We start from the raw sequence: 22,829 nt of genomic DNA, 5'->3' as shown, positions 1-22,829 counted from the left end.
AATTGACAGTTGACTGAGTAGTCATTATTATAGAATGGTGGTTATAGTTAGTCAAGAAAGGTAAGGTGGAACCGTGAAAGGCTTAGTAAATTTCGTATTAAAAAATAAGCTGGCAGTATGGTTGTTAACAATCATTATTGTTTTTTCTGGTATTTATTCATCTACGCGAATGAAAATGGAATCGATTCCCGATATATCAATTCCTTATTTAATCGTGATGGGTGTATATCCTGGAGCAACACCAGAACAAGTTATGAACGAACTTTCAATACCATATGAAAAAACAATTGAAAGTTTAGAAGACGTGAAGGCAGTATATTCAACTTCTTCGTCAAATGTATCGCAAGTACAAGTAGAATATGAATACGGCGTAGATATGGATGAAAAGAAACGCCAATTAGAGTCAGTTCTAGATAATATTGAGATTCCTAAAGGTGCTCAAGAGCCGTCAATTATGGCGATTAGTCTGAACATGATGCCAGTTATTGCGTTATCTGTAAGTAGCTCAGATGAAGATATCATTGAGTTAACTTCGACAGTAGAAGATATTTTACTACCGAAGTTAAATAAAATCGATGGTGTAGCCTCGGCAACGGTAACAGGTCAACATATTGAGGAAGTCTCATTTAAGTATAATGAAGCGAAATTAGAAGAATTAGGATTAACTGAAGATTCAGTGAAGCAAATGGTTCAAGCAAGTGACTTAGCCATTTCTTTAGGATTATTTAAGTTTAAAGAGGGAGAACAAGCTGTCTCAATAGATGGTAAGTTTAAAACAGTAGATGATTTAAAAGAAATGCTAATCCCTGTTACACCATCTGAGGAAAATCCAAGTCCGTTTGTGAAATTAAGTGATATTGCAGACATTAAAACTGTAGGTAAAGTTCAATCTATTTCTCGTACAAACGGTGCAGATGCCATTTCAATCCAAGTAGTGAAAGGCCAAGATGCCAATACTGTAACGGTTGTAAATGCAGTTAAAGAATTAATTGAAGATGAACAGAAAAGAATTGATGGACTTCAAATTGATATTTCTTTAGACCAAGGAGAACCGATTGAAGAATCAGTATTCACAATGGTTGAAAAAGCTGTATTTGGTGGTTTAATTGCGGTATTAATTATCCTATTATTCTTACGAGATTTTAAATCAACAATCATTTCAATCATTTCTATCCCAGTTTCAATATTAATGGCTTTACTATTATTAAACTGGATGGACATTACTTTAAACATTATGACGCTCGGTGCTATTACTGTTGCGATTGGTCGTGTAATTGATGACTCTATTGTTGTAGTAGAAAATATTTACCGACGTATGCATTTAAGAGAAGAAAAATTACAAGGTCGTGCGCTTATTCGTGAAGCAACGATTGAAATGTTCAAACCAATTTTATCTTCTACATTAGTAACGATTGCTGTATTTGCACCATTAATGTTTGTTGGTGGTATGGTTGGAGAATTATTCGTACCATTCGCTCTGACAATGTCATTTGCGTTAATCGCATCATTAATCGTAGCAATTACAATCGTACCAGCACTTTCACATTTCTTATTTAGGAAGAAAATTTACGGTGAAAAGCCTGAGAGTCAACATAAAGAAGTTGGTAAATTGGCAACGACTTACCGTGATTTCCTTGAAAAGTGTCTGAATCACAAATGGATTACTTCAATCATTGCGATTGTATTATTAGCAGGCTCATTATTGTTAACACCATTAATTGGCTTCAGCTTCTTAGGTTCTCAAGAGGAAAAGGTAATGTACCTTACGTATACACCTGGAACTGGGGAATTAATCGATGATACTTTAGCAAATATTGATGAAGTAGAAAAAGAGTTAATGAAGCGTAAAGATATCGATATTTTACAATTATCGGTGAACACAGAAACGTCAACAGATGCCATGGCAATGATGACAGGCGGCGGTGCTGGTGGCGGTTTAATCTATTTAATCTTTGATCCAGATATGAAAGATTTCCCAACAGCGAAAAAAGAAGTAGAAGACTATATCTTTAACGTTGGTCAATCAGGAGAATGGAAAACACAGGACTTCTCAATGAGTATGTCTTCTAATGAAGTAAGCTACTCATTATACAGTGAAGACTTAGATAAATTAAATACAGCTGTTAAAAAAGTGGAGGATGTATTAGGTGATGTAAAAGGATTAGAAGATGTGGAATCAAATGCTTCTTCACCTTATGTAGAACATGTGCTTAAAGTAGATCAACAAAATGTTTTACAATACGGCTTAACGACTGCACAAGTGTTAATGGCATTACAATCAGACACATCAAAAGAAGTATTAACTACAGTTGAGAGCGATGGAAAAGATATTAATGTAATCGTTCAACGTGAAGCAAAATCTGCTGCAGCGAACATCGATGAGCTATTGAAAATGCCAATCCAAACAATGACGGGTCAAACGATGACAATTGCTGACTTAGTTGAAGTTGAAAAAGGCACAACATTAAATTCATTATCTCGTCAAAAAGGTGAATACTATGCAACGGTTTCTGCAACAATTACAGATAAAGACATTTCAAAAGCAACATCTGCTGCAGATAAAAAAATCGAAAAATTAGATCTACCTAAAGGTGTAACAACTGGTGTTGGTGGTGTAGCAGCGGATATGGCGGATACATTCACTAAACTAGGAGTAGCAATGATTGCAGCGATAGCTATTGTATACTTCATCTTAGTTGTAACATTCGGTGAAGGTTTAGCTCCATTTGCCATCCTATTCTCACTACCATTCACGGTAATTGGTTCTTGGGTTGGTTTATGGGCAACAGGTCAAACAATTTCTGTTTCCGTTTTAATGGGTCTCCTGATGTTAATCGGTATCGTTGTTACGAATGCCATTGTACTTGTTGACCGAATCATTCATATGGAACATGATGGTATGAATATGCGTGAAGCTATTCTTGAAGCTGGGGCAACCCGCTTACGTCCAATTCTTATGACGGCGATTGCGACAATTGGTGCAATGTTACCAATGGCTTTGGGTAGTGCTGGTGGCGGTCTGGTTTCAAAAGATTTAGCGATTACAGTAATCGGCGGTTTATTATCTTCAACAGTATTAACATTAATCATAGTTCCGATTGTGTATGAAGTACTTTCAAAAATACTGAAGAAAAATCGTAAAGACGTAAAAGATAATTAATTTCGAAAAAACCTGTGGGGATTTCCCTACAGGTTTTTTGTTTTATCTCCTCACATTTTCTTTTATAAAAGTTTCTTCTCTGGGCAAACGAATCCCCTTTTTTTGCAAATAATCATACACTAAAAAGAACGTTCCAATCTATAAAATGTACGAAACCTCACATTAGGAAAGGAGTCGTATTGTGAAACAAGATCATACAAAGCATCATTTATGTGAAGCGCTTGAAGATATAAAAAATTTCCAAGATATGCTGACGACTGCCTGGTCAAAATATTATGATCACTTGTTTATCAAAATGCTTGGTACCGATACGATTCCTTTTGTACTCATGACAACTGAAGCCAAGATGTTACGTTTATCAGATAGTACAGAAAAAATTGATACGATGTATTTTCGCATTGAAGAGATAGATCTTGAGCAAACACGTTTAAAGGTTTCATTATTAAGAGCGTTTGACCTGGAAGATAATGAGACAACTTCCTTGAAAGATGTAGTAAGGCTTGAAAAAACAACTGCTATTGCAAATGTGGATTTACGCTTTATTTCAGCTGTTCAATTAGTAGTTGCACAATTATTATCTAGAGAGTTTTATGTGGAGTCAAAATGGTAAGGAGGTACACAGGTGACGACAATTGGCATGTTGCATCATCGATTAAATCCAGAAACAGTCATTAAATCGTATGCTTTCGCAGCGGTAGCAAAAGCGGAAGGTGTTGATTTTTTTTATTTCACACCGAAGCGAGTAGATTTTCAGACCAGAACAATTCAGGGGAAAGTTTTAGAGGAAGGTAAGTGGCAGGACAAAACGATGCCTTTTCCAGATGTCATTTATAATGCTGGAAGTCCCGAAAAATTAGCGATTTCAAAAACCATTATCAATCGTTTACGTAAGGAGATTCCTTTCACTACGAATTCTATAGGAAATAAGTGGAATGTTACTCGACGATTAAAAGAAGCGAAGGTATTTGCAAAATATCTAATTCCTTCTGAAGTTGTGACGAATGTTGAGAAGTTTCGAAATTTTATGACGACGTATAAAAAGATTGTTTTCAAACCTGTCGAAGGACGTAAAGGTAAGGGGATTTATTTTATTTCTAAAGTAGGAACAGGCTATGACATTCAGCAAGATACGAAAATAGAACGATATACGTCAGCACAGCTTGAGGCTTTTCTAACTGAGCGTTTAGCAGAGGAATCCTATATCGTTCAACCGTATATTCAGTCAACGATGAAATCAGGGCAAGTTTTTGATTTTCGCGTTCATGTTCAAAAAAATGGGGATGGCAAATGGGTCATTACTACAGTATATCCGCGCATTGCACCGAGTGGCTCAATCATACCGAATATTAATAATGGAGGCTATACGAATTATTTAGAGCCATTTTTAGCGTTAGAGTTTAAAGAAGAAGCTTTTAATATGAATAGGATGCTTGAACATTTTGGGCTTTCTTTGGCCCGGCATTTAGATGACATTCAAATGAGTAAATTTGGTGAAGTCATCGATGAAATTGGAATCGATGTCGGTGTAGATGAGCACCAAAAAATATGGGTTTATGAAGTAAACTGGCGCCCAGGCTGTCCACCTGCTTTCTACTTAGAATTAGACGTTGTGAAACATACGATTCAATATGCTGTATACATTGCCCACCATCAAGATGAAATCAATGAGCAAATTCGTTTGGCAAAAACAAAGAACACGCCAGAAATAAATCGAAATAAACCAATAATTGCCATTACCGGTAGTGCTGGAAAAACAACGACAAAAGCATTTTTAGCTTCAATCCTATCGAAAAAGTGGAATGTTTTTCAGTCAAAAGATTATTGGAATACAACGGAACATACAAAGCAGCATAAGGAGCTTATTACCGATGCGCATGAAGCCGTTGTGCTCGAGTATGGTATGGCGTATCCAGGCGTCATTACAGAGCATTGTCGAATTATTCAACCGAAAATTAGTGTCGTTACAAATATTGGCTTAGCGCATGTTGGTAATTTTGATGGCGATATTAAAGGGGTTGCTCATGCAAAATCAGAATTGATTCATGGGATGGATCAACAAGGATTGCTTGTTATCAATCAAGATGACGACAATTCAAAGCTATTAGAAATAAAGCAATTTAAAGGGAAAATAATAACGGTTGGCATACATAAGCCGGCAGATTATCAGGCGTATGATGTGCGATATGTTGAGGACGGAATGAAGTTTAAAATGAAGTTACAAAATGAGGAAATAGAGCTCTATATTCCGATATTAGGTGAACATCATGTATACAATGCATTAAATGCGATTGCAGTAGCGGATCAGTTAGGATTCACACCAAATGAAATACAAGCGGGCGTACAATTTAAAAAACCTCCGCGCAGGCTGACACTTTATCACTGTCGAAATAATATTACGTTAATTGACGATACGGTCCACTCGCATCCTCAAGGTGCAAGGGCAGCAATTGATGTATTGGCAGCAATTAGCAAAAAACGTAAAATAGCGATTATCGGACAAATGCGTGAGCTTGGAGATTTACGTGAAGAAGAGTACCGTAAGCTCGGAGAATATATTGCAGACAAAAAAATCGATGTGCTCATTACGTATGGATTCCGTACCGAAGAAATTGGGCAAGCGGCAAAAAATAAGGGGTTTCCAGCCACTCACATACACCATTTTATCAATAAAGATTACTTACATGAACTACTTGATAAACTCGTAAAAAGCGGTGACACCATTTTAGTAAAAGGTGCGAGTAAAACGAATATGTTTGAAACCATAAAATATTTAGATGAACGATTTAAAGTTTAACAGTTTAGATAATGAAGCACCTCGTTACTAGAAAATCTAGTTGACGGGTGCTTCTTTTTAAATCTTCCGCATATGAAATTTAATTTCCCTAGCTGCATTATTTGCTTTCCGTACGGCTTCGCTAATTGATTTTGCTTGCGAAATAATATAAGCATAACGGTGTCCCATAGATAATGGTGGAATTAGAATCGTTCCTTTTTTCGGTTTTATATAGACATCATAAATCCCTGGTGAATTGAGGGCGCGAAATTTACCTGTAACCCGTTCTAATTTTCCTTTTCGTCGGACAATTAAGTATTTCGTATAAACAAAGTTCTGAAAAGTAGGGGTAAAATTAGCTGTTTCCCCTAGTAATAGCTTCAAGGTTTGTTCGACTAGATTTATACCAAATGCGGCTTCAATCATTTTATTCATCGCACCGCCAGAGATGCGTGGATTAATTTCGATTAACTTCCAGCCCTTTTTTGTAAGACGGAGCTCTAAATGAAAGGCGCCCGTTTCTAACTCGAATGCGTGGACAATCGACTGACAGAGTGCTTCTAAACTGGTTTTTAACTTCTCGGGGACGATAGCGAGAACGCGATAACCGGTAATGATAAATCGTTTCCCCTTCGTAATATCTTGCTTAATAACGGCTATAAGATGTGGTTGCCCATTCATCACGACGACTTCCACCAAATACTGTGGCCCGACGATAAATTCTTCTGTAATGATGGGCTCTTCAGGATATTTATTTTGAAGTGTAGCGATATGTTTGGATAGTTGGTCTTTATTTTGAGCCAATAATACATCTTTGGAGCCTGTTGATTTTGGTGATTTGACCATCATAGGAAATTTAAGATATTTTGAAGGTTTTTCTGTAGGCTGTATGATTTGAAACTTTGGGGAATAGGGTTCGTTTTTAAGGAAATAGCGCGTTTGTTCTTTATCCTCCATAATTTCAATTGCTTTTGAAGAACTACGATTGTGGCAAAATTCGTCACAAAGTTTGGAAGCGATGTGTACGTTCGGATCGACTAAACTAATAATCGTCACAAGTTCAAGACCGAACAACTGTAGCTTAGTTATTTCTTTGCGCATCTGCTCCAAATCGTTCGTATCCACTAAAATCATTTTATGAATATCAGGGTACTGTATGCGTTGTTCAATTTGTTTTTCATTTTTTGTAAAGAGTACTGTGAAGTAGCCCAATTTTTCAGCCGCTCTTGTTGCTTCTCTACTAGACCCAGATTTATTTGTGCCGATAAACAGGATTGTTTTCAAGTTATTCTCCTCCATCATTTTGTAAATGGATGTACCTCCTATTAAATGTATGGCAAAAAATAGATTTTGTCTGGTTAGTCATCACGTGTAATACAAATATCTAGTTATTCTTTTTTTTTACACATAAATTAAGGAGAAGGAGGTGAAATGAAACATGGACCCTTTATCAACAAGTAGACTGTCGACCATTGTTTCTGGGCAGATTGCTCATGGGCAGACAGTGGATATCCATTACGGGGCATATCGGTTAAAGCAAATCAAGCAGAAGAATACCGTTTTATTTATTGAACAGCATATTGTAAACTGGACGGAAATTGAACGTTTTTTTCCAATCGTTTTAGTAACAGAGTGGTCCTATTCCGTACATGAAATCCCCAAGCAGGTTACAGTGATTCAAGTTACTAATTCTAGGGAAGCAATGTGGAAGTTTATTCATCATTACAGAAGTCAATTTCAGTTACCAGTCATTGCAGTAACAGGAACAGCTGGAAAGACGACGACGAAAGAAATGATTAAACATATTTTATCGCATTATAAAAAAATTACGGCAACCCAGTTAAGTACAAATTCTAGAACAGCATTTCTCCCTTATTTATTAAGTATAGAAAATGATACAGAGGTAGCAATATTTGAAACAGCAGTTGGTGCGCCAGGCGATTTAACGAGGGCGGGGAACTATTTTAAACCGACCATTGGCATCATAACAAATATTGGAGCCCATCATTTAAATCATTGCAAGACACTCGAAGGCTATATTAACGCAAAAGGTGAAATGTTAGACATCATTGGTAGTGAGGGATCGCTCATTATAAATGCAGATGATGCCAATACAAAAAAAATGGATTTTCAAAGGTTTCCTGGAAAGTTGATTACAGTTGGATTTAATCCATCATATGATTTTAGTGCAAGTAATGTGGAATATGCTATAAATGGGATGCAATTTACACTGCACCACAAAGGAAAGCAATATGAGGCTCAAATCCCAGTGTTCGGCGCCCATCAAGTTTATAATGCGCTTGCTGCTATCGCGGCGGTAGTAGAGAGTGGTTTAACAATTCCACAAGCGCTTACACAGCTCCGCACGTTTCGACCATTAAATAAACAGCTTCAACTATTTAATAGCGTCAATGGGGCACTTTTGTTGGATGATACATGGAGTATTACAACGACGTCACTCGCTGCCGCTATGAGTGTTTTAAATGAACTAGCGAACGATAAAAAAACAATTGCGGTTATTGGTACCATTACCGATGTTGGCTCTTGGGGAACGTATATTCATCAGCAGGCAGCGGAAATTATTTATCAAAATGATGTGGATATTCTTATCACAATTGGCATGCATGCAAAAATTATTGCAGATCATGTAAAGAAAATTGGATTTAAGGGAGAAGTTCATAGCTTTAATAGTAGTATTTTAGTATATGATTTAATAAAAAAACGAGCAGATGACAAGACAATTATTTTAGTTAAGGGGGATATGTACAGCAAAACGATGTTTGAATTAGCGAAAAGATTAAAAATAAAAACGTAATTCCCCTCTAAACGCCATTATATGAATGCAAATACACAATCACTTCCGTTGTAGAGAGAATACAGTGTACTAATCTACAAAAGGAGGTGGTGAGAGAGATGGGAACTATGTGTCCATGTGGTGTACAGGTAAATGCTTTTGCTAGAAGAAAAAAAGTACGTTTAAACTGGTGTAAGAGCCGCATACGAGGAAATTTAACCTATAAAGCAGATGTTTGTGTGACTAAACTTGCGAGTTCTTCTTTATCCTTACGCTTTGAAGATGATGATACGCCTAATCGGTACAATTTTTTATTCACAGCAAATAAGATTAATAATATAACCTGTCGCCGTAATGGAGAAAATTGCGTCGTGACAGTTAAAGGAACTGGAAAGGTTGGCACGACACAGTATCCTTTTGTTGCGGTCTTTATAGATCAAGGTGCATCCGCTGAAGATGATATTGTACAAAGCTTTGTGATTAAAGGCTTCTTTGAACAATTGGAGGCAGTTTCAGTTGCACAAGGTTCGATTGTCGCATTAGGATGTCAAAAGGTTTAGCCCATGTAAGATGAAGTCCTTGGCTCCGTTGTGGCTAAGGGCTTTCTATAAAGGGGGCGAGGGATACATGTCTGCAATTAGAGGAAGATTAAATCAATACAAAATATTGAGTCGGGAACCACGACTTATTTCAACTATTGTTCCAACGATTCGGTTGACACAAAGTTCGTTGCTTTCCATGCTGGCAACATATGATTCACTCGTTTTAAAGCCAGTAGTAGGTATGCAACTTATTAAAATATATAAAAAAAATGGTGTGTTTACACTATGGATTAACGGCACCCAACACATTGTATCAAATGAAGAAGGCATTTATGAAATCATTCAGCAAAATATAGAAAACCAAAATTATGTTATTCAACCGATGGATACGAATGAAAGTTTTTCGAATAAAACATTCCACCGTCTTGTTACGCTTCAAAAAAAGGGAGAGCGTTGGGAAATTACATCGTCAACGAAAATAACGAAAAATAGAAATGAAGGAATGCTCTATTTATACCATTACCCTAAAATCCAAAAAATCGCACAGCTTACGGCTGAAACATTATACGTCGAATATCCTAATTGTGAAACGATTGTCCTTGAGATGAGCTTTAATCAGCAAGGCGATATCCTTATTCATGATTCCTACTTGCATTTTTCTGTTAGTAAATGGAATCAATATCAATCTATTGGTAACTATATGCCCTTAACAGATATACTCACACTTGCAACTTTTCGACACTTTATGCTCGTGAATGAAACCATCTTTTTAAAACCTTGTAATGGACAACAGGGGAAAGGCATTATCAAAATTGCGAAAAGTGTAGGCAACAATTATGAAGTTCAAATTGGAAGAACGAAATGGTTCAAAGAAAGCCTTGCTGAGGTATATCTTCTTCTTCAAAAAATCCTGACATTTGACGACTGTTATGTAATTCAACAGGGTATCCCTTTAGCGACAATTGATGATTGTGTTTTAGATGTACGTGTACTGATGCAAAAAGTAGAAGGGATTTGGCAAGTTGCCGGGAAGGTTGTGAAATTAGCAGGGGAAGGATATTTTATTACAAATGCCGCGCAAGAAATTATTCCGCTAGAGTTGGCGATAAATCAGTCAACGATTTCTCCTATCTATCATATAAGGCTAAATGAACTGCTAAACCAACTTTGTACTACTGCTGCGCTCAAACTTGATTTAGATCATGCACGTACGGAAATTGGATTTGATGTAGGTATCACAAACAATGGAGAATTATCGATTATTGAAGGAAATTATCGTTCGGATATTTCTATGTTTCATCAGTTAGAAGACAAAACGATGTACAAAGCAATCTTGAATAACAGAAGTGTAGTCAAACAACCTAGTAGATAACAATGCTTTTTCATAAGCTATGAAAAAGGGGGAGTTGACCATTCAACCAATAAAAGTGGCGACGATTCGACAAGTATTGAGAGGGGTGCTACTGCATGGATCTGAAGATTGGGCTGTAAAGCAGGTAATTGACTACAACCGACATGAATTAACTGCTCCCAATACATTACTATTTGTACGTAGGAGTGACACAATTGATTGGAATGAGCTGCAAAAAAAGGCGCCAATTGTCATTATATCGGATAAAACAGAATTAGAATTGAAGCCCCCATTTCCTGAAATAACGGTTATTAAGGTTCGAAGTGCTTTGCAAGCTTACTGGCAATTCGTTGCGTATTATCGTAATCTCTTTGAATTACCGGTAGTTGCGATAACCGGAACTTGTGGCAAAACAACAACGAAAGAAATGCTTAAATATATATTAAGCAAGGAAATGGCTGTACAAACTTCTGTTAGCAGTAAAAATGAGCCGCGCCAATCGTTGCCTTATTTGATGGGAATTAATCAACAGACAAAAGCTGCCGTTTTCGAACTTGGGCTCGGAAATACAGGTAATATTAAACATCAATGTATGATCTACCAGCCGACGATTGGGGTAATTACAAACATTGGTGTGCATCATTTAGATGGCTGTAATGATTTAGAGGGTTATATAAAGGCGAAAGCAGAAATCGTCGATGGACTCAAACCAGACGGTACTTTAATAATTAATGCAGACGATGAAAATACAAAGCGTATACAGCTTAAAGCCTTTAAAGGAACTATTGTCACGTTTGGAATTCACAAAAAGGCAGATTTACATGCTACAGAAATCACATTTACTCCGCGCGGTATGAAGTTTAATGTGCATGTGGATAATAAAAAATATCAAGCTTCTATTCCTAGTTTTGGAGAACATCAAGTGTATAATGTGCTCGCGGTACTGGCGGTAATTAGGGCAATGAATCTATCCGTACAAAAAGCGATTCTGCGCCTTCGAACATTTGAACAAATGGCGCGACATTTGCAATTTTCTAAAGGAATTGGTGGCAGTACGATTATCGATGATACGTGGACAAATAACCCAACATCCATTGAGGCTGCTTTAAAAGTGTTGAACGAGCTTGGCAAGAATAAGAAAGTTATCGTTGTACTTGGCGATATTAACCGGCTCGGACGATTTGAACGGAAATATCATCGTGAAGTGGGGACCCTTGTCGCCAAACAGTCGATTCATACGCTTGTGACCATTGGAAGTAAGGCACAGGAAATTGCAAAGCAGGCCCTTGCTGACGGAACAAAGGCAAAAGTACATTCGTTTCAAAAGATCGAAGGTGTACTGGACTTGTTAAAACCTCAGCTAGATAGTGATACACTACTACTCATTAAAGGTCCAATGTCGAGTAGAGAGATGATAGAATTTGCTGAACAATTGCAGCAAAATACAAACAAAAGAAGAACCCGATGATGTACATTCGGATTCTTCTTTTTATTACGTATTAACGCATACATAACTTGATGTTTAAATTAAAAAACGCGTTTTGCTGTAATATAATGTTCTTTATAATAATCGACCATCATCACACGCGTAATGACGCCATCTGAATTTGGAATGATTAATCGGTGATCACCAGCATAAATTGCAACCATCGAAGGGGTTTTAGATCCTTTTACACTATTAAAAAATACTAAATCTCCCTTTTTTAAGTTTGCTTTTGATACTGTAGAGCCAAGTTTCATTTGCCCAGCAATCGTTTTTGTTCCTAATGTAACTCCGCTTTTGCGATACATATATTCAACAAATCCACCACTTGTAAATTTAAGTGAAGCATCACTATTAACTGAACCCATTTTTACCTTACTTTTATTGGCATAAGCTCGTTCGACAATGGCATCCCCTTTTGTAGGAGTACTTGCAGACATTAATGTTGGTAAAACACGTCTTGCCGTTACATAGTTTTCTGTATAGTAAGGCTTGCTATTTAAATCTGAAATGACGATGTTTTGCTTGGAATCGGCCATATGAATAATTTTATTATTGCCGATATACATCCCTACATGGTCAGGGTCTGTCCCTGTTTTTTTACTCTTGAAAAATACTAAATCGCCTTTTTGAAGTTGGCTACGTGGCACATATGATCCTTGCTGCATCATATAGTCTTCGTTGTAAGTGGCTAAATCAACACCATTTTTCTCGAAAATATACATTAAGAACGATGCACAAGAAAATTTATAAGGTGCTGTTGGCTTGTATACTGAATTACTATAGGTTGCCTTCCCAATTAAGCTTTTGGCTGATGTAATTAATTGATCCGCTTTTTTAGTAACGGCTTGTTGATTCGCTTGTGAGGTAGCTGCTGAAACTTCCATTGGTTGTATGATCGCTGGCAATGCTGTAAAAGAACTAAAGCCAATCGATAGAGCGATAGCGGTTTTTAAAAATTGTTTCTTCATGTTGTTTCCCCCTAAAGTTTTGACTCCTATGACTCTAGCATAGAAATTTGGGTGTTCTTGGAGGAAATTGTTACCAGCATCGTTTTAAGGTTGTGAAATCCGTTGGCACTATGGGCGTCATAGCGTTAATTTACATCTTCATTACAAATGTTTCATTTGTTAGATTATGGCGTTACTAGAGAAATTTATGGTAGTTTTCTTTGGAAATCGATTCAAATTTATGGAGATTCGTAGTTAACTATTACATGCACAACATTTTGTCGCTATAATATTACGAGAGGTGAAGAAAATGTTTGTTTCAGAAACTACAGTAGAAATCCGTTATGCCGAAACCGATCAAATGGGTGTTGTCTACCATGCAAATTATTTAATTTGGGCCGAGCTTGGTCGAACAAAACTTGTAAAGGATCTTGGGTTTGATTATGCAAAATTAGAGGGTGATGGCTTTATGTCTCCTGTTATAGATTTTTCGATACAGTATAAGGCTGCGATGCGTTACGGTCAGATTGCTACGGTACGTACATGGATTGAAGAACATTCAAAAGTACGTACAACATATGGCTACGAAATTTTACATGAAGATGGCACAGTTGCGGCAACAGCAACGTCTCAGCATATTTTAGTGAAAAAAGAAAACTTCCGTCCGACAGCCTTAAAAAGAATTGATCCAATTTGGGATGCAAAATATACAGAAGTTGCACGAATAAAAGCATAAATGAACACGCAAAGTAATTAAAATTGCTTTGCGTGTTTTTCCTTTTGTAATCAAATGATATCAAATACTTAATTTTAACGAATGAAAGTTCGCTTTTAACTTTCGTGACTAGTTGAAAATTGGTATAATAAAATTTATGACTATATAGAAAAGGGAGGTGTGTTCATGGCACAGAATACAGTGGCGCTCGAGCAAATGCGTTGTCATATTTTACTTACAAATACTGCGCGTGAAGCGATGAAGGAGCATGTTCCCGATGAACACGCCTTTTTTAATTTACAGCAATATTTTATTACTGCGATTGAAAAGGTTTCTGTTGAAGATGAACAGACGCATTTAACGCTTTATTTTGATAATGACAAAAATACTAAATTAAAATCGAAATTTGATGAACGCGTTGTCATTATGGATTGCGTGTTTGATGTTAAAAACGGGCTTGTCGCAAAAAGCTTCCGTTCGCGCGGTAAAGGTACGCCTGTCATGACGAATCGACGGGCTGCGATGAAAATTCATTTTGTACCTTCTCGTATTAGTGGGCATACCTATCAAGAAAAATTTCTTGAAGCCATTGATCAATTACCGATTGCCCAGGAACGATTTGATTATGTTAATAAACGAATTTCGAGCTGGGAAGGCTATTTAAAAGTACTGAATAAAAATGCGGATATAGACGATATCACTGCTCGATTTACATCCGTTACATATGATGCTGATTTTTCTCATATGACGATGCGCATTTCAAATGTAGAAAACAAACAGTGGAAGCAGTTGGAAGGCTTAAGTGCGCGCCTTCGTGGATATGTACAAGAAATTGGAGACGTGGTCAAGGCACGCCGTGGTGAAAATACAGTAGAAATTCAATTAAAGCCATTTTACAGTAACTTAGCACGTAGAAATGAACTAAACTTCCAATCTGAAGACGTGGAATTCTCAAATGCAGCAACGAAATCACAATTAAAACGTTTATTAAAGGGCTTTGAGCGCTTAAAAGAAGGTTTGGCAGCGAACGCCAATTTGGAAAACATCTTATTTGAAGATAAGCCAGTCATTGCGGAACGAAAAAAAACGAATACAATCGATTTTCATAACCAGTTAAACCCTTATCAGCAGCAGGCTGTAGAAGGTGCGATGAGTGCAGAAGATTTATACGTTATTCAAGGTCCCCCTGGAACTGGGAAAACGACAGTTATTTCGGAAATTTGCTATCAAAATGCCAAAGCAGGTTTAAAAACGCTTGTCGCATCACAATCCAACTTAGCGGTCGATAATGCGTTAAGCCGCTTACTTTCAAATAAGGATATTCGAATTTTACGCTATGGCCGTACAGAAAGTATTGAAGAGGAAGGCAAAAAGTTCATTGAGGAGAATGTAGCAACCTATTGGCAAAAGCAAACATTTGAAGCTATTGGACATGAAATTTCCCTTCATTCAAAAAAAGAAGCCTTACTAAATGAGCAAATTACTGCTGCTCAAATGGAAATTCAAAGATTAGAAGAAAAACAAAAACAGCTAAAAAAACAAATTGAGCAAAAAGAAGCAGCAAAAGCCGAGCTTCATGTGTTGGCAGATAAAATTTCTACTTTGAAAAAAGAGCTATCTACAAATAAAAAATCATTAGAAGAAAATGAACAAACTCTTGAAAAATTAACGAACACATACGAAATGGTCGCCAGTAGTGTTGAAAATTTTGCCGCGCAATTAGCAGCTGGGGAAACGGCTGAAGAGTTAAAAGAAAAGAAATTGCAATTACTGCAAGCACAGGAAACATATGAACTTCATATTCAAGAAAGCAAGTACATCGCACAATATAAGCAATTTGAAGCACGTATGCAGGCAGTGGAGCAAAAAATACTTCGTGCGCAAGAAACAACGCAATATGAGCAATTAATCGATAAAATTGCATCATTAAAAAAAGTTTACGAAATAGAAGAGTTTATGACTCAATACGGGATTCGCCGCAACTATGCAATGGACCGACTATTAACGGCACTTGAACGTATTCAACCGCAAATGGAACAGTATAAGCCAATAAAGGATGTGCGCGAACGTTTACAAAAAGCACTAAATTATAGTGAAACGGCACTTGGAATTCATATAGATCCCGTTCAATTACCGATGAATCATAGCTATTCAATGGAGGAAGTTCAGGAATTTTTAACAAAGTTAAGCATGGCATTCCGGGATCGTAAAGTGACACCAGCAAATGGTACTCGTTCTATTCAGGGCATTCATTATCGCATGCAATATATGGATCATTTAAACGAAAAATATATGGATGCAATTCGCGAAACGGTATTAATTTTTGAAAAGCTAAAAGAAGAAATTAGTATTCAGTTCAAAGAGCAAAATAGTGAAAAGGCAGAAGTTTTAACGAAGCTTCATCAAGAAAAGCAAACCTATGAAAATCAGTTGAATGTGCTTAAAACGAGTATGAATCCTTCAATTGACATCACACAGTCAGTAGAAGAGCTTCAGGACGGCTTAGCAACGAATGAATTAGAGCAAGTGAAAGTTGAGACACAGCTTGAAAATCGAGTGAAAATCGAACAGCAGCATATGCAAAAATCTGAAGAGCTTACGGTATTAACTGAACAACTAGCCCTTGGGAAAGAAGCAATTGAACCGCTAACCCAATTAATAAAAGAAATTAACGTGCAAGGGATTCAGCTGGAAAAACGCCGTGAAGAACTGGAACAATTAACGAAAATGAATCCAGAGCAAGCGATTATTGAAGTGAATAAAAACATCACACAGCTAAATACACAAATTACTGAACTACAAGTAAAAATCGAATTGCTACCCGTAACGCAAGAATTGCAAAATGAGTGGCACGGGTTACTGGAACAAGCGAACGCACACGATTTAGAGGAAATCCGCAAGCTATATGTAAAGCATGCAAATGTCATTGGTACAACCTGCGTAGCATCTGCGAATAAAGCGTTTATGGACAACTATCCAACCTTTGATGTTGTGATTATTGATGAAGTTTCAAAGGCTACACCGCCAGAACTTTTACTACCGATGTTAAAAGGTGCGAAAATTATTTTAGTAGGGGATCATCATCAATTACCACCACTTGTTGGTGATGCGACATTTGAGGAAACACTTGAGCAAGTCGTAAAAGAAAGCACAACGTTCGAACAAAAACGTGAGCTTGAAAAGTTACTCGAAGAATCACTGTTTGAACGTCTCTATAAAAACTTACCGAAACAAAACAAAACAATGCTTGCCTTGCAATATCGCATGCATAAAAATATTATGTCAACTATCACACCGTTTTACGAAAATGAAACAGAAGGCTTACAATGTGGTCTAGAGGATTCAGATGCCGTACGAGATCACTATCTAGAAACATCTAAAATTTCGCGTAAGCATCATCTACTATGGCTTGATATTCCGAACAAAAAGCCTTTCTTTGAAGAACGCATGAAGGAAGGCTCAAGTTTATTTAATACAGCAGAGCTGGAACAAATTAAATCACAACTTATCGAATTAAATGAAGCTACCCTCCGCGCCAAAGAGCAAGGACTTATCCCACAAGATGCTTTAAAATCCGTTGGGGTAATCTCGTTTTATGCAGAGCAGGTTAAGCGTATTAACCGATTGATAGAACAAGAAATTTCAGTGCCACATTTGCATATTCGTACAGGTTCAGTCGATAAGTTCCAAGGGATGGAGATGGACGTTATTATCGTCAGCATGGTGCGTAATCATGATAATGAGCGCGGTGAAATTGGTTTTGCGAAAGATTATCGCCGTTTAAACGTAGCATTATCACGTGCGCGTGAATTATTAATCATGATAGGTAGTACTGACATGTTTACAAAACGACCAAAACAAGCTCAAACGAAAGCAATGTATGCGCATGTATTAAATACAGTTAAAGAACAAAACGGTTATTTTACAACTTAATGAAGGGAGCACATCATGGATTTACAAAGCCTTGAACAAAAATTAGTAAAAGAACTACAGCAAAATCCTAATATAGAAGTTAAGCAGCAAATGCATTATGCCATTCCAATCCATACGTTAGAAGTAAGCTATCATCCAGTGATGCGTAATGCGATGGACATCTTAATGAAAATGATGTTGCTATCCTTTCAAAAGGCTAAGCTAAAAAATGCTGAGTTATTGGCGGACATTTTACTTGTAGAACCGTTATTTATCCACGATTTAACGAGCAAAATGCTACGACTCGGGATGATTGCAAAAGATGATTATTATGCTTTAACTGCTAAAGGACAAGCTCAGCTACAATCGGGGATTTTTGAAGAAGAGCTTGAATTAACGTCAAGTTATATCCAATATAGCCCGATCCATCAATCGATTTTAGATGGGGATTTAGAAGCTTTTATGGATTTAGAGGAGTTTCCTGAAGTATTTCCTTATATTGAATCTGAAGAAATTGATGCCATTGAAGAAGCAATGCTTGTCGATTATTTGCAGCAAGATCTTTCAAAACAAGAAGTAGCTGAAGATGAAATACCTACATTTATTACGAATGTAACGTCTACAGAATCGATACAAATCAATGATATTCCTGTACTTTGCTTTGTCTTATATGATAAAAAGGATGAACGTTTTATTGCCCGTGTGTTTAACACATTAACTGGTGCATGGGATGAAACGATTGAAGCTTTACTATTTGCGAATGAAAAAGAAAAATGGCTAGCATAAACAATTATTTTTAGTGGACAAGTACGTATTCGTTTCAAGTAAGCTCTCATAAGAAAAGGCATGGTTACACGCTATTCTATAAAAGTTTGTTTATTAAGAATTATTGCAAAATTACCTGTGACATGTTACTATTAATAACAATTAAATATGACTTATCACGAGAAGCAGAGGGACGGGCCCTGTGAAGCTTCAGCAACCTCTAATCCAATTAGAAAGGTGCTAATTCCAGCAAGGACTCAGATTCCTTGAAAGATAAGAGCGAGCGTTAACCTCTCATTCTTTTGCTGGAATGGGAGGTTTTTTGTGGTTAAGACGATTATAGGGGGAACCGTGCTATGCCAATTAATATTCCGAAACAATTGCCAGCTGGTGAATTATTGAAAAAAGAAAAGATTTTCGTGATGGAAGAGGACCGAGCAAAAACACAACAAATTCGTCCATTAAATATTTTAGTATTCAACTTAATGCCTGAAAAAGAAAAAACAGAGCTCCAAATTTTACGACTTTTAGGGAATACGCCGTTGCAAGTAGATGTGACGTTTTTAAATACAGCAACCTATGAATCTAAAAATGTGTCCAAATCGCATTTAGATACGTTTTATCAAACCTTTGAAGAAATCAAGCATCGTCGTTATGATGGCATGATTTTTACCGGTGCACCAGTCGAGAAAATGGCTTTTGAAGAGGTTGGTTACTGGCAAGAAATCACGAAGGTTATGGATTGGGCGGATAAAAATGTAACGTCGATTATGTATATTTGTTGGGGCGCACAAGCTGCACTATATCATCATTTCGGCATAGGAAAGTTCGAATTACCAAAGAAATGCTCGGGTGTGTATTCACATGTTATTACTGATTTAACTACGGATTTAGTGCGCGGATTTAGTGATGAATACGTCGCGCCACATTCACGTCATACGTCGGTTTCTATTGACGAAGTGCGAGCAAACCCTAACTTACGTTTACTTAGCTATTCTGATGAAGCAGGTGTCTTTATCGTACAATCTAAAAACAATAAGCATATTATGATTACGGGCCATTTAGAGTACGATGCTACCACGCTTTCTGATGAATATTTCCGGGATATTGAAAAGGATCCTGAACATACAGAGATTCCGGTGAATTATTTTCCAAATAATGACCCACTACAAACACCGAAAAATAGCTGGCGTGCGCATTCACATTTATTGTTCTATAACTGGTTGAACTATTACGTATACCAAGAGACACCTTACGTTTGGCATTATGTCGACGAAAATTTGGACTATCATATTTAAAATGAAAACGCGAAGAAAACAGTCAATGTTTTCCTCGCGTTATTTTATTTTATTTCAATGCAACCCAAGCGCGGTCGCGTTCAATTTGTAAGCTTACCGATCGACCGAAAAATTCACCTAACGTTTCTTCAGTTACAATTAATTCCCGTTTCCCAGTTACCATGTTTTTCCCGTCTTTCATTAACAATACATGGGTGAAACAAGGTAGGATTTCTTCTACATGATGTGTCACATAAATGAGTGTTGGACCATCTTCATCTTCAGCAATTTGTTCAATTGTTCGTAGTAAATTTTCCCGTTCAATTAAATCTAAGCCACCACATGGTTCATCTAATATTAAAATTTCAGGCTCTGCCATTAATGCCCGAGCTATTTGTACTCGTTGCTTTTCACCTTGAGAAAGTTGTTCAAATGGCTTATTGGCTAAATGCTGACAGTTAAAATGTTTCATAATAGAGACTGCCTGTTCGATTTCTTCGTCTGTAACTTTTTCAAATAGACGAAGTGCACCAAATTTCCCACTTAATACAATTTCAATCGCAAAATCATGCCAGTTAAAGTTATCAATCATGGCATTACTTACCCAACCGATGCGTGTACGAAGCTTTGGAATATATGTTTGACCATACGTTTCACCAAGTACTTGCACCGTCCCGTCATTTGGCCAAATATAGCCGTTAATTACTTTTAATAATGTCGTTTTACCTGAGCCATTCAAACCAAGAATTGCCCAATGCTGACCTTTTTCAACATGCCAAGATAAATTATCTAAAATGACTTTTTCATTTCGATATAAATGGATATTTTCAATATGTATCATAAGAGACACCTCCACCTATAACTATGCACCTTTTCAAAAAATTCAGAAAGTTATTTTTGAACATAAGCTTAATTCTTTGTATAAAAAAAGAAAACGAACAAAATGCTCGCTTTCTAGCTAAACTGATTCTATTAAATTACCGCGCTTTCTACACCCGTTGCACGATAAAAAAGCTTTTCATTTAATTTGAGAGCCCATTGAACGATTGGTCCGAGTCCAAATGCCATAAATACTGTGCCAATACCAACGGGACCGCCTAATGCGAAACCGATAATTGCAACACTTACTTCCATTGTTGTACGTGCGCGTGTGACTGACCAGCCAACACGGTGTACAAGAAGTAACATTAATGTATCGCGAGGACCGATACCGATATTTGCTACCATATACATTCCGCAGCCTAAGCCTAATAGAATGACACCCATTATAAATGCAATACTTTGCTCTAGCCAGCCATGTGCATCAGGCAAGAATAACAGAAAAATATCCATGAAAATACCAGTTAAAAACATATCTAAGTATGTCCCTACTTTTGGTAAGCGTTTTGAAAACATCGCGTCAATCGCTAAAATAATTAACCCTAATATAATAGACCATGTCCCAACGGTTAAGCCCAATTTGTTGGATAGTCCAATGTGAAGCACATCCCATGAGCCCACACCGAGCATTTGTCCCTTAATAGTAAGCGCAATACCTAAAGATAATACAATGATCCCTGCTAAGAAAAAAGTACATCGCCAATATAATGCTTGATTCGATTTCAATTGTTATCCCTCATTGTTCAAAAAGTCTAAGTCGTCTTAAGACATTATAACGATTTCTTATAAAAAAAGGGGATAACAATCTATTCGAAAAATTTAAATTATTCTTCGTAAGAATAGCTTAATTCATCATTCACAGCATCGACATCGACAACTAAATGATGCTCGTTAAAAAACCATTCATCTGCCTTTTCAATATAGAAGTGAATGTCATTAATCACTGTTTCAATGCCAATTTCATGTGGCTGTTCGCGATTCATTCCTAAAGAAAAACCTTCGTGAAATGGGGAAGAACCTCCGTAACGTGCATAAAAACGAATCGTATCACCTTTTTCAACTTCCATTTCACGATGGAACCATTCAATTGCTTCTTTTGATAGTTTGATTTCCATATGCTCACCTCTAAAATCATTATGCCTTAAAAGCGTGAATCTTTCAAAAACAAAAAACTCTCTCGTAATGAGAGAGTTAGAAACCTTTAATTTTAGGTTCTGTACCGTTTTTAATACGCTTAATATTTTCACGATGACGATAGAAAATAAATCCAGCTAAAAAGGCTACTAATATAAGTAATGCTACTTCACCTTCAACAAACCAATAAACAATAACGTAGATAATCGCTGCTGAAGAAGCAGTCAATGATGCGAAACTAACCATCTTCGTTAATTTTAATGCAATTAAAAATACAACTAGTAGTATTAAAAATAGCGGTAATTGATAGCCTAAAATAATACCAGCGCTTGTTGCAACGGCTTTACCTCCGCGGAAACTAGCGAAAATCGGGAACATATGACCGACAGCGGCCACAATGCCTAAAATAAGAGGGTGAATTGTACTGTTATCAAATATAGGTAAGAGCGGAAGAAGAACTGCTGCTGTCCCTTTTAAAATATCCATCAACAGCACGGCAATGCCTGGTTTTTTTCCTAACACACGGAATGTGTTGGTCGTTCCTAAATTGCCGCTACCTTGTTGGCGAATATCTGTTTTGTAAAAGATTTTACCAATCCATAAAGCAGAAGGAATGGAACCTAATAAATAAGCACAAATGAAAATTACTGCATTGATCAAGAGTTGTGCTCCTTTCAATTTTAAGAATTACTACTTGGTACTAATAGTATGTAATGAATAGTTTACACCGTTTTTATATAGAAGGAAAGAGGTATTATTTAAATCCCGCGTTATCCAAAAAGTATGACATCTAGCTCAAGGCTTAAACAAATAGAAAGGATAGGAGGGAGGTTATGAGCCTGTAAAATCCCGATTGATTCATTCATCTAACAATACGTTAAGGAAGAGAAAAAAACGAATAATTAATGTTTCGTTTTATCAAAATATTTTGCATTTGCAGGAAAATAGTTACATTTAAGCGAAATGAGCTAGAGGATATGCTTTAAAAGCGTGGTTGTTGATGATACAATTAGTCTTTGCAAAGCCTAATTTGTTACGTCGATCATTGACACTTCTCATTTTTGGCAGTACGATTAGGATGATAACAGAACGTT

General features: G+C 36.8%; 17 protein-coding genes and 1 riboswitch. Of the genes, 11 read left to right on the top strand and 6 right to left on the bottom strand.

The window, feature by feature from the left end; all coding sequences use genetic code 11:
- Positions 1-73: 73 nt before the first annotated feature.
- The 3 genes from DCE79_RS09175 (at position 74) to DCE79_RS09165 (ending at position 5,954) form a co-directional block, all read left to right on the top strand.
- Complete coding sequence (locus DCE79_RS09175; protein WP_108712760.1) at positions 74-3,160, top strand: efflux RND transporter permease subunit; 3,087 nt, start codon at positions 74-76, stop codon at positions 3,158-3,160.
- 181 nt (positions 3,161-3,341) lie between these two features.
- Positions 3,342-3,770 (top strand): CotY/CotZ family spore coat protein, encoded by a 429-nt coding sequence (locus tag DCE79_RS09170; RefSeq protein ID WP_159083082.1) that lies wholly within the window; start codon positions 3,342-3,344, stop codon positions 3,768-3,770.
- A gap of 12 nt (positions 3,771-3,782) precedes the next feature.
- Complete coding sequence (locus DCE79_RS09165) at positions 3,783-5,954, top strand: YheC/YheD family protein (protein WP_108712758.1); 2,172 nt, start codon at positions 3,783-3,785, stop codon at positions 5,952-5,954.
- Between the two features lie 57 nt (positions 5,955-6,011).
- Here DCE79_RS09165 and DCE79_RS09160 read toward each other — a convergent pair whose 3' ends face one another.
- Positions 6,012-7,217, bottom strand: a complete 1,206-nt coding sequence (locus DCE79_RS09160) for an ATP-grasp domain-containing protein (protein ID WP_199912270.1) — start codon at positions 7,215-7,217, stop codon at positions 6,012-6,014.
- 154 nt (positions 7,218-7,371) lie between these two features.
- On the opposite strand from DCE79_RS09160, the gene DCE79_RS09155 reads away from it, so the two are divergent.
- The 4 genes from DCE79_RS09155 (at position 7,372) to murF (ending at position 12,088) form a co-directional block, all read left to right on the top strand.
- Positions 7,372-8,748, top strand: coding sequence for a Mur ligase family protein (locus DCE79_RS09155; protein ID WP_108712757.1), 1,377 nt, complete (start codon positions 7,372-7,374; stop codon positions 8,746-8,748).
- Between the two features lie 98 nt (positions 8,749-8,846).
- A complete protein-coding gene (locus DCE79_RS09150; protein ID WP_108712756.1) occupies positions 8,847-9,287 on the top strand; it encodes a hypothetical protein in 441 nt (146 codons plus the stop codon).
- A 67-nt stretch (positions 9,288-9,354) separates the two neighbouring features.
- Positions 9,355-10,641 carry a YheC/YheD family protein gene (locus tag DCE79_RS09145; protein WP_159083081.1) on the top strand — a complete coding sequence of 429 codons (1,287 nt, stop codon included), beginning with the start codon at positions 9,355-9,357 and terminating at the stop codon, positions 10,639-10,641.
- Between the two features lie 19 nt (positions 10,642-10,660).
- The gene (gene murF, locus DCE79_RS09140; protein WP_234417225.1) at positions 10,661-12,088 is read left to right on the top strand and encodes a UDP-N-acetylmuramoyl-tripeptide--D-alanyl-D-alanine ligase; all 1,428 of its coding nucleotides are present in this window, start codon (positions 10,661-10,663) and stop codon (positions 12,086-12,088) included.
- 59 nt (positions 12,089-12,147) lie between these two features.
- Here the strand turns inward: murF and DCE79_RS09135 are convergent, their stop codons facing one another.
- Complete coding sequence (locus tag DCE79_RS09135) at positions 12,148-13,074, bottom strand: C40 family peptidase (RefSeq protein WP_108712754.1); 927 nt, start codon at positions 13,072-13,074, stop codon at positions 12,148-12,150.
- Between the two features lie 289 nt (positions 13,075-13,363).
- Here DCE79_RS09135 and DCE79_RS09130 point away from each other — a divergent pair, with 289 nt between their 5' ends.
- From DCE79_RS09130 to metA, 4 genes are all read left to right on the top strand, one after another.
- Positions 13,364-13,789, top strand: coding sequence for an acyl-CoA thioesterase (locus DCE79_RS09130; RefSeq protein WP_108712753.1), 426 nt, complete (start codon positions 13,364-13,366; stop codon positions 13,787-13,789).
- Between the two features lie 165 nt (positions 13,790-13,954).
- Entirely contained in the window at positions 13,955-17,701 is a 3,747-nt protein-coding gene (locus DCE79_RS09125; protein ID WP_108712752.1) for an AAA domain-containing protein, read from the top strand.
- Between the two features lie 15 nt (positions 17,702-17,716).
- The gene (locus tag DCE79_RS09120; RefSeq protein WP_108712751.1) at positions 17,717-18,466 is read left to right on the top strand and encodes a nucleoside-diphosphate sugar epimerase; all 750 of its coding nucleotides are present in this window, start codon (positions 17,717-17,719) and stop codon (positions 18,464-18,466) included.
- A gap of 149 nt (positions 18,467-18,615) precedes the next feature.
- Positions 18,616-18,725: riboswitch (SAM riboswitch) on the top strand.
- 76 nt (positions 18,726-18,801) lie between these two features.
- Positions 18,802-19,743, top strand: coding sequence for a homoserine O-acetyltransferase MetA (gene metA / locus DCE79_RS09115; RefSeq protein ID WP_108712750.1), 942 nt, complete (start codon positions 18,802-18,804; stop codon positions 19,741-19,743).
- A gap of 49 nt (positions 19,744-19,792) precedes the next feature.
- On the opposite strand, the gene DCE79_RS09110 is transcribed toward metA, so the two are convergent.
- The 4 genes from DCE79_RS09110 to plsY all read right to left on the bottom strand — a co-directional run bounded on the left by DCE79_RS09110 (position 19,793) and on the right by plsY (position 22,395).
- The gene (locus DCE79_RS09110) at positions 19,793-20,563 is read right to left on the bottom strand and encodes an ABC transporter ATP-binding protein (protein WP_108712749.1); all 771 of its coding nucleotides are present in this window, start codon (positions 20,561-20,563) and stop codon (positions 19,793-19,795) included.
- 131 nt (positions 20,564-20,694) lie between these two features.
- Positions 20,695-21,327, bottom strand: a complete 633-nt coding sequence (locus DCE79_RS09105) for a YczE/YyaS/YitT family protein (RefSeq protein ID WP_108712748.1) — start codon at positions 21,325-21,327, stop codon at positions 20,695-20,697.
- Positions 21,328-21,425: 98 nt separating this feature from the next.
- The gene (locus tag DCE79_RS09100; protein ID WP_108712747.1) at positions 21,426-21,716 is read right to left on the bottom strand and encodes a HesB/YadR/YfhF family protein; all 291 of its coding nucleotides are present in this window, start codon (positions 21,714-21,716) and stop codon (positions 21,426-21,428) included.
- A 76-nt stretch (positions 21,717-21,792) separates the two neighbouring features.
- Positions 21,793-22,395 carry a glycerol-3-phosphate 1-O-acyltransferase PlsY gene (gene plsY / locus DCE79_RS09095; RefSeq protein ID WP_108712746.1) on the bottom strand — a complete coding sequence of 201 codons (603 nt, stop codon included), beginning with the start codon at positions 22,393-22,395 and terminating at the stop codon, positions 21,793-21,795.
- Positions 22,396-22,829 lie beyond the last annotated feature (434 nt).

This window comes from Lysinibacillus sp. 2017, from assembly GCF_003073375.1.
Lineage (GTDB): Bacteria > Bacillota > Bacilli > Bacillales_A > Planococcaceae > Solibacillus.
Note: the sequence above shows the minus strand (reverse complement) of the source record. Positions and strands in the feature narration are given on the sequence as shown.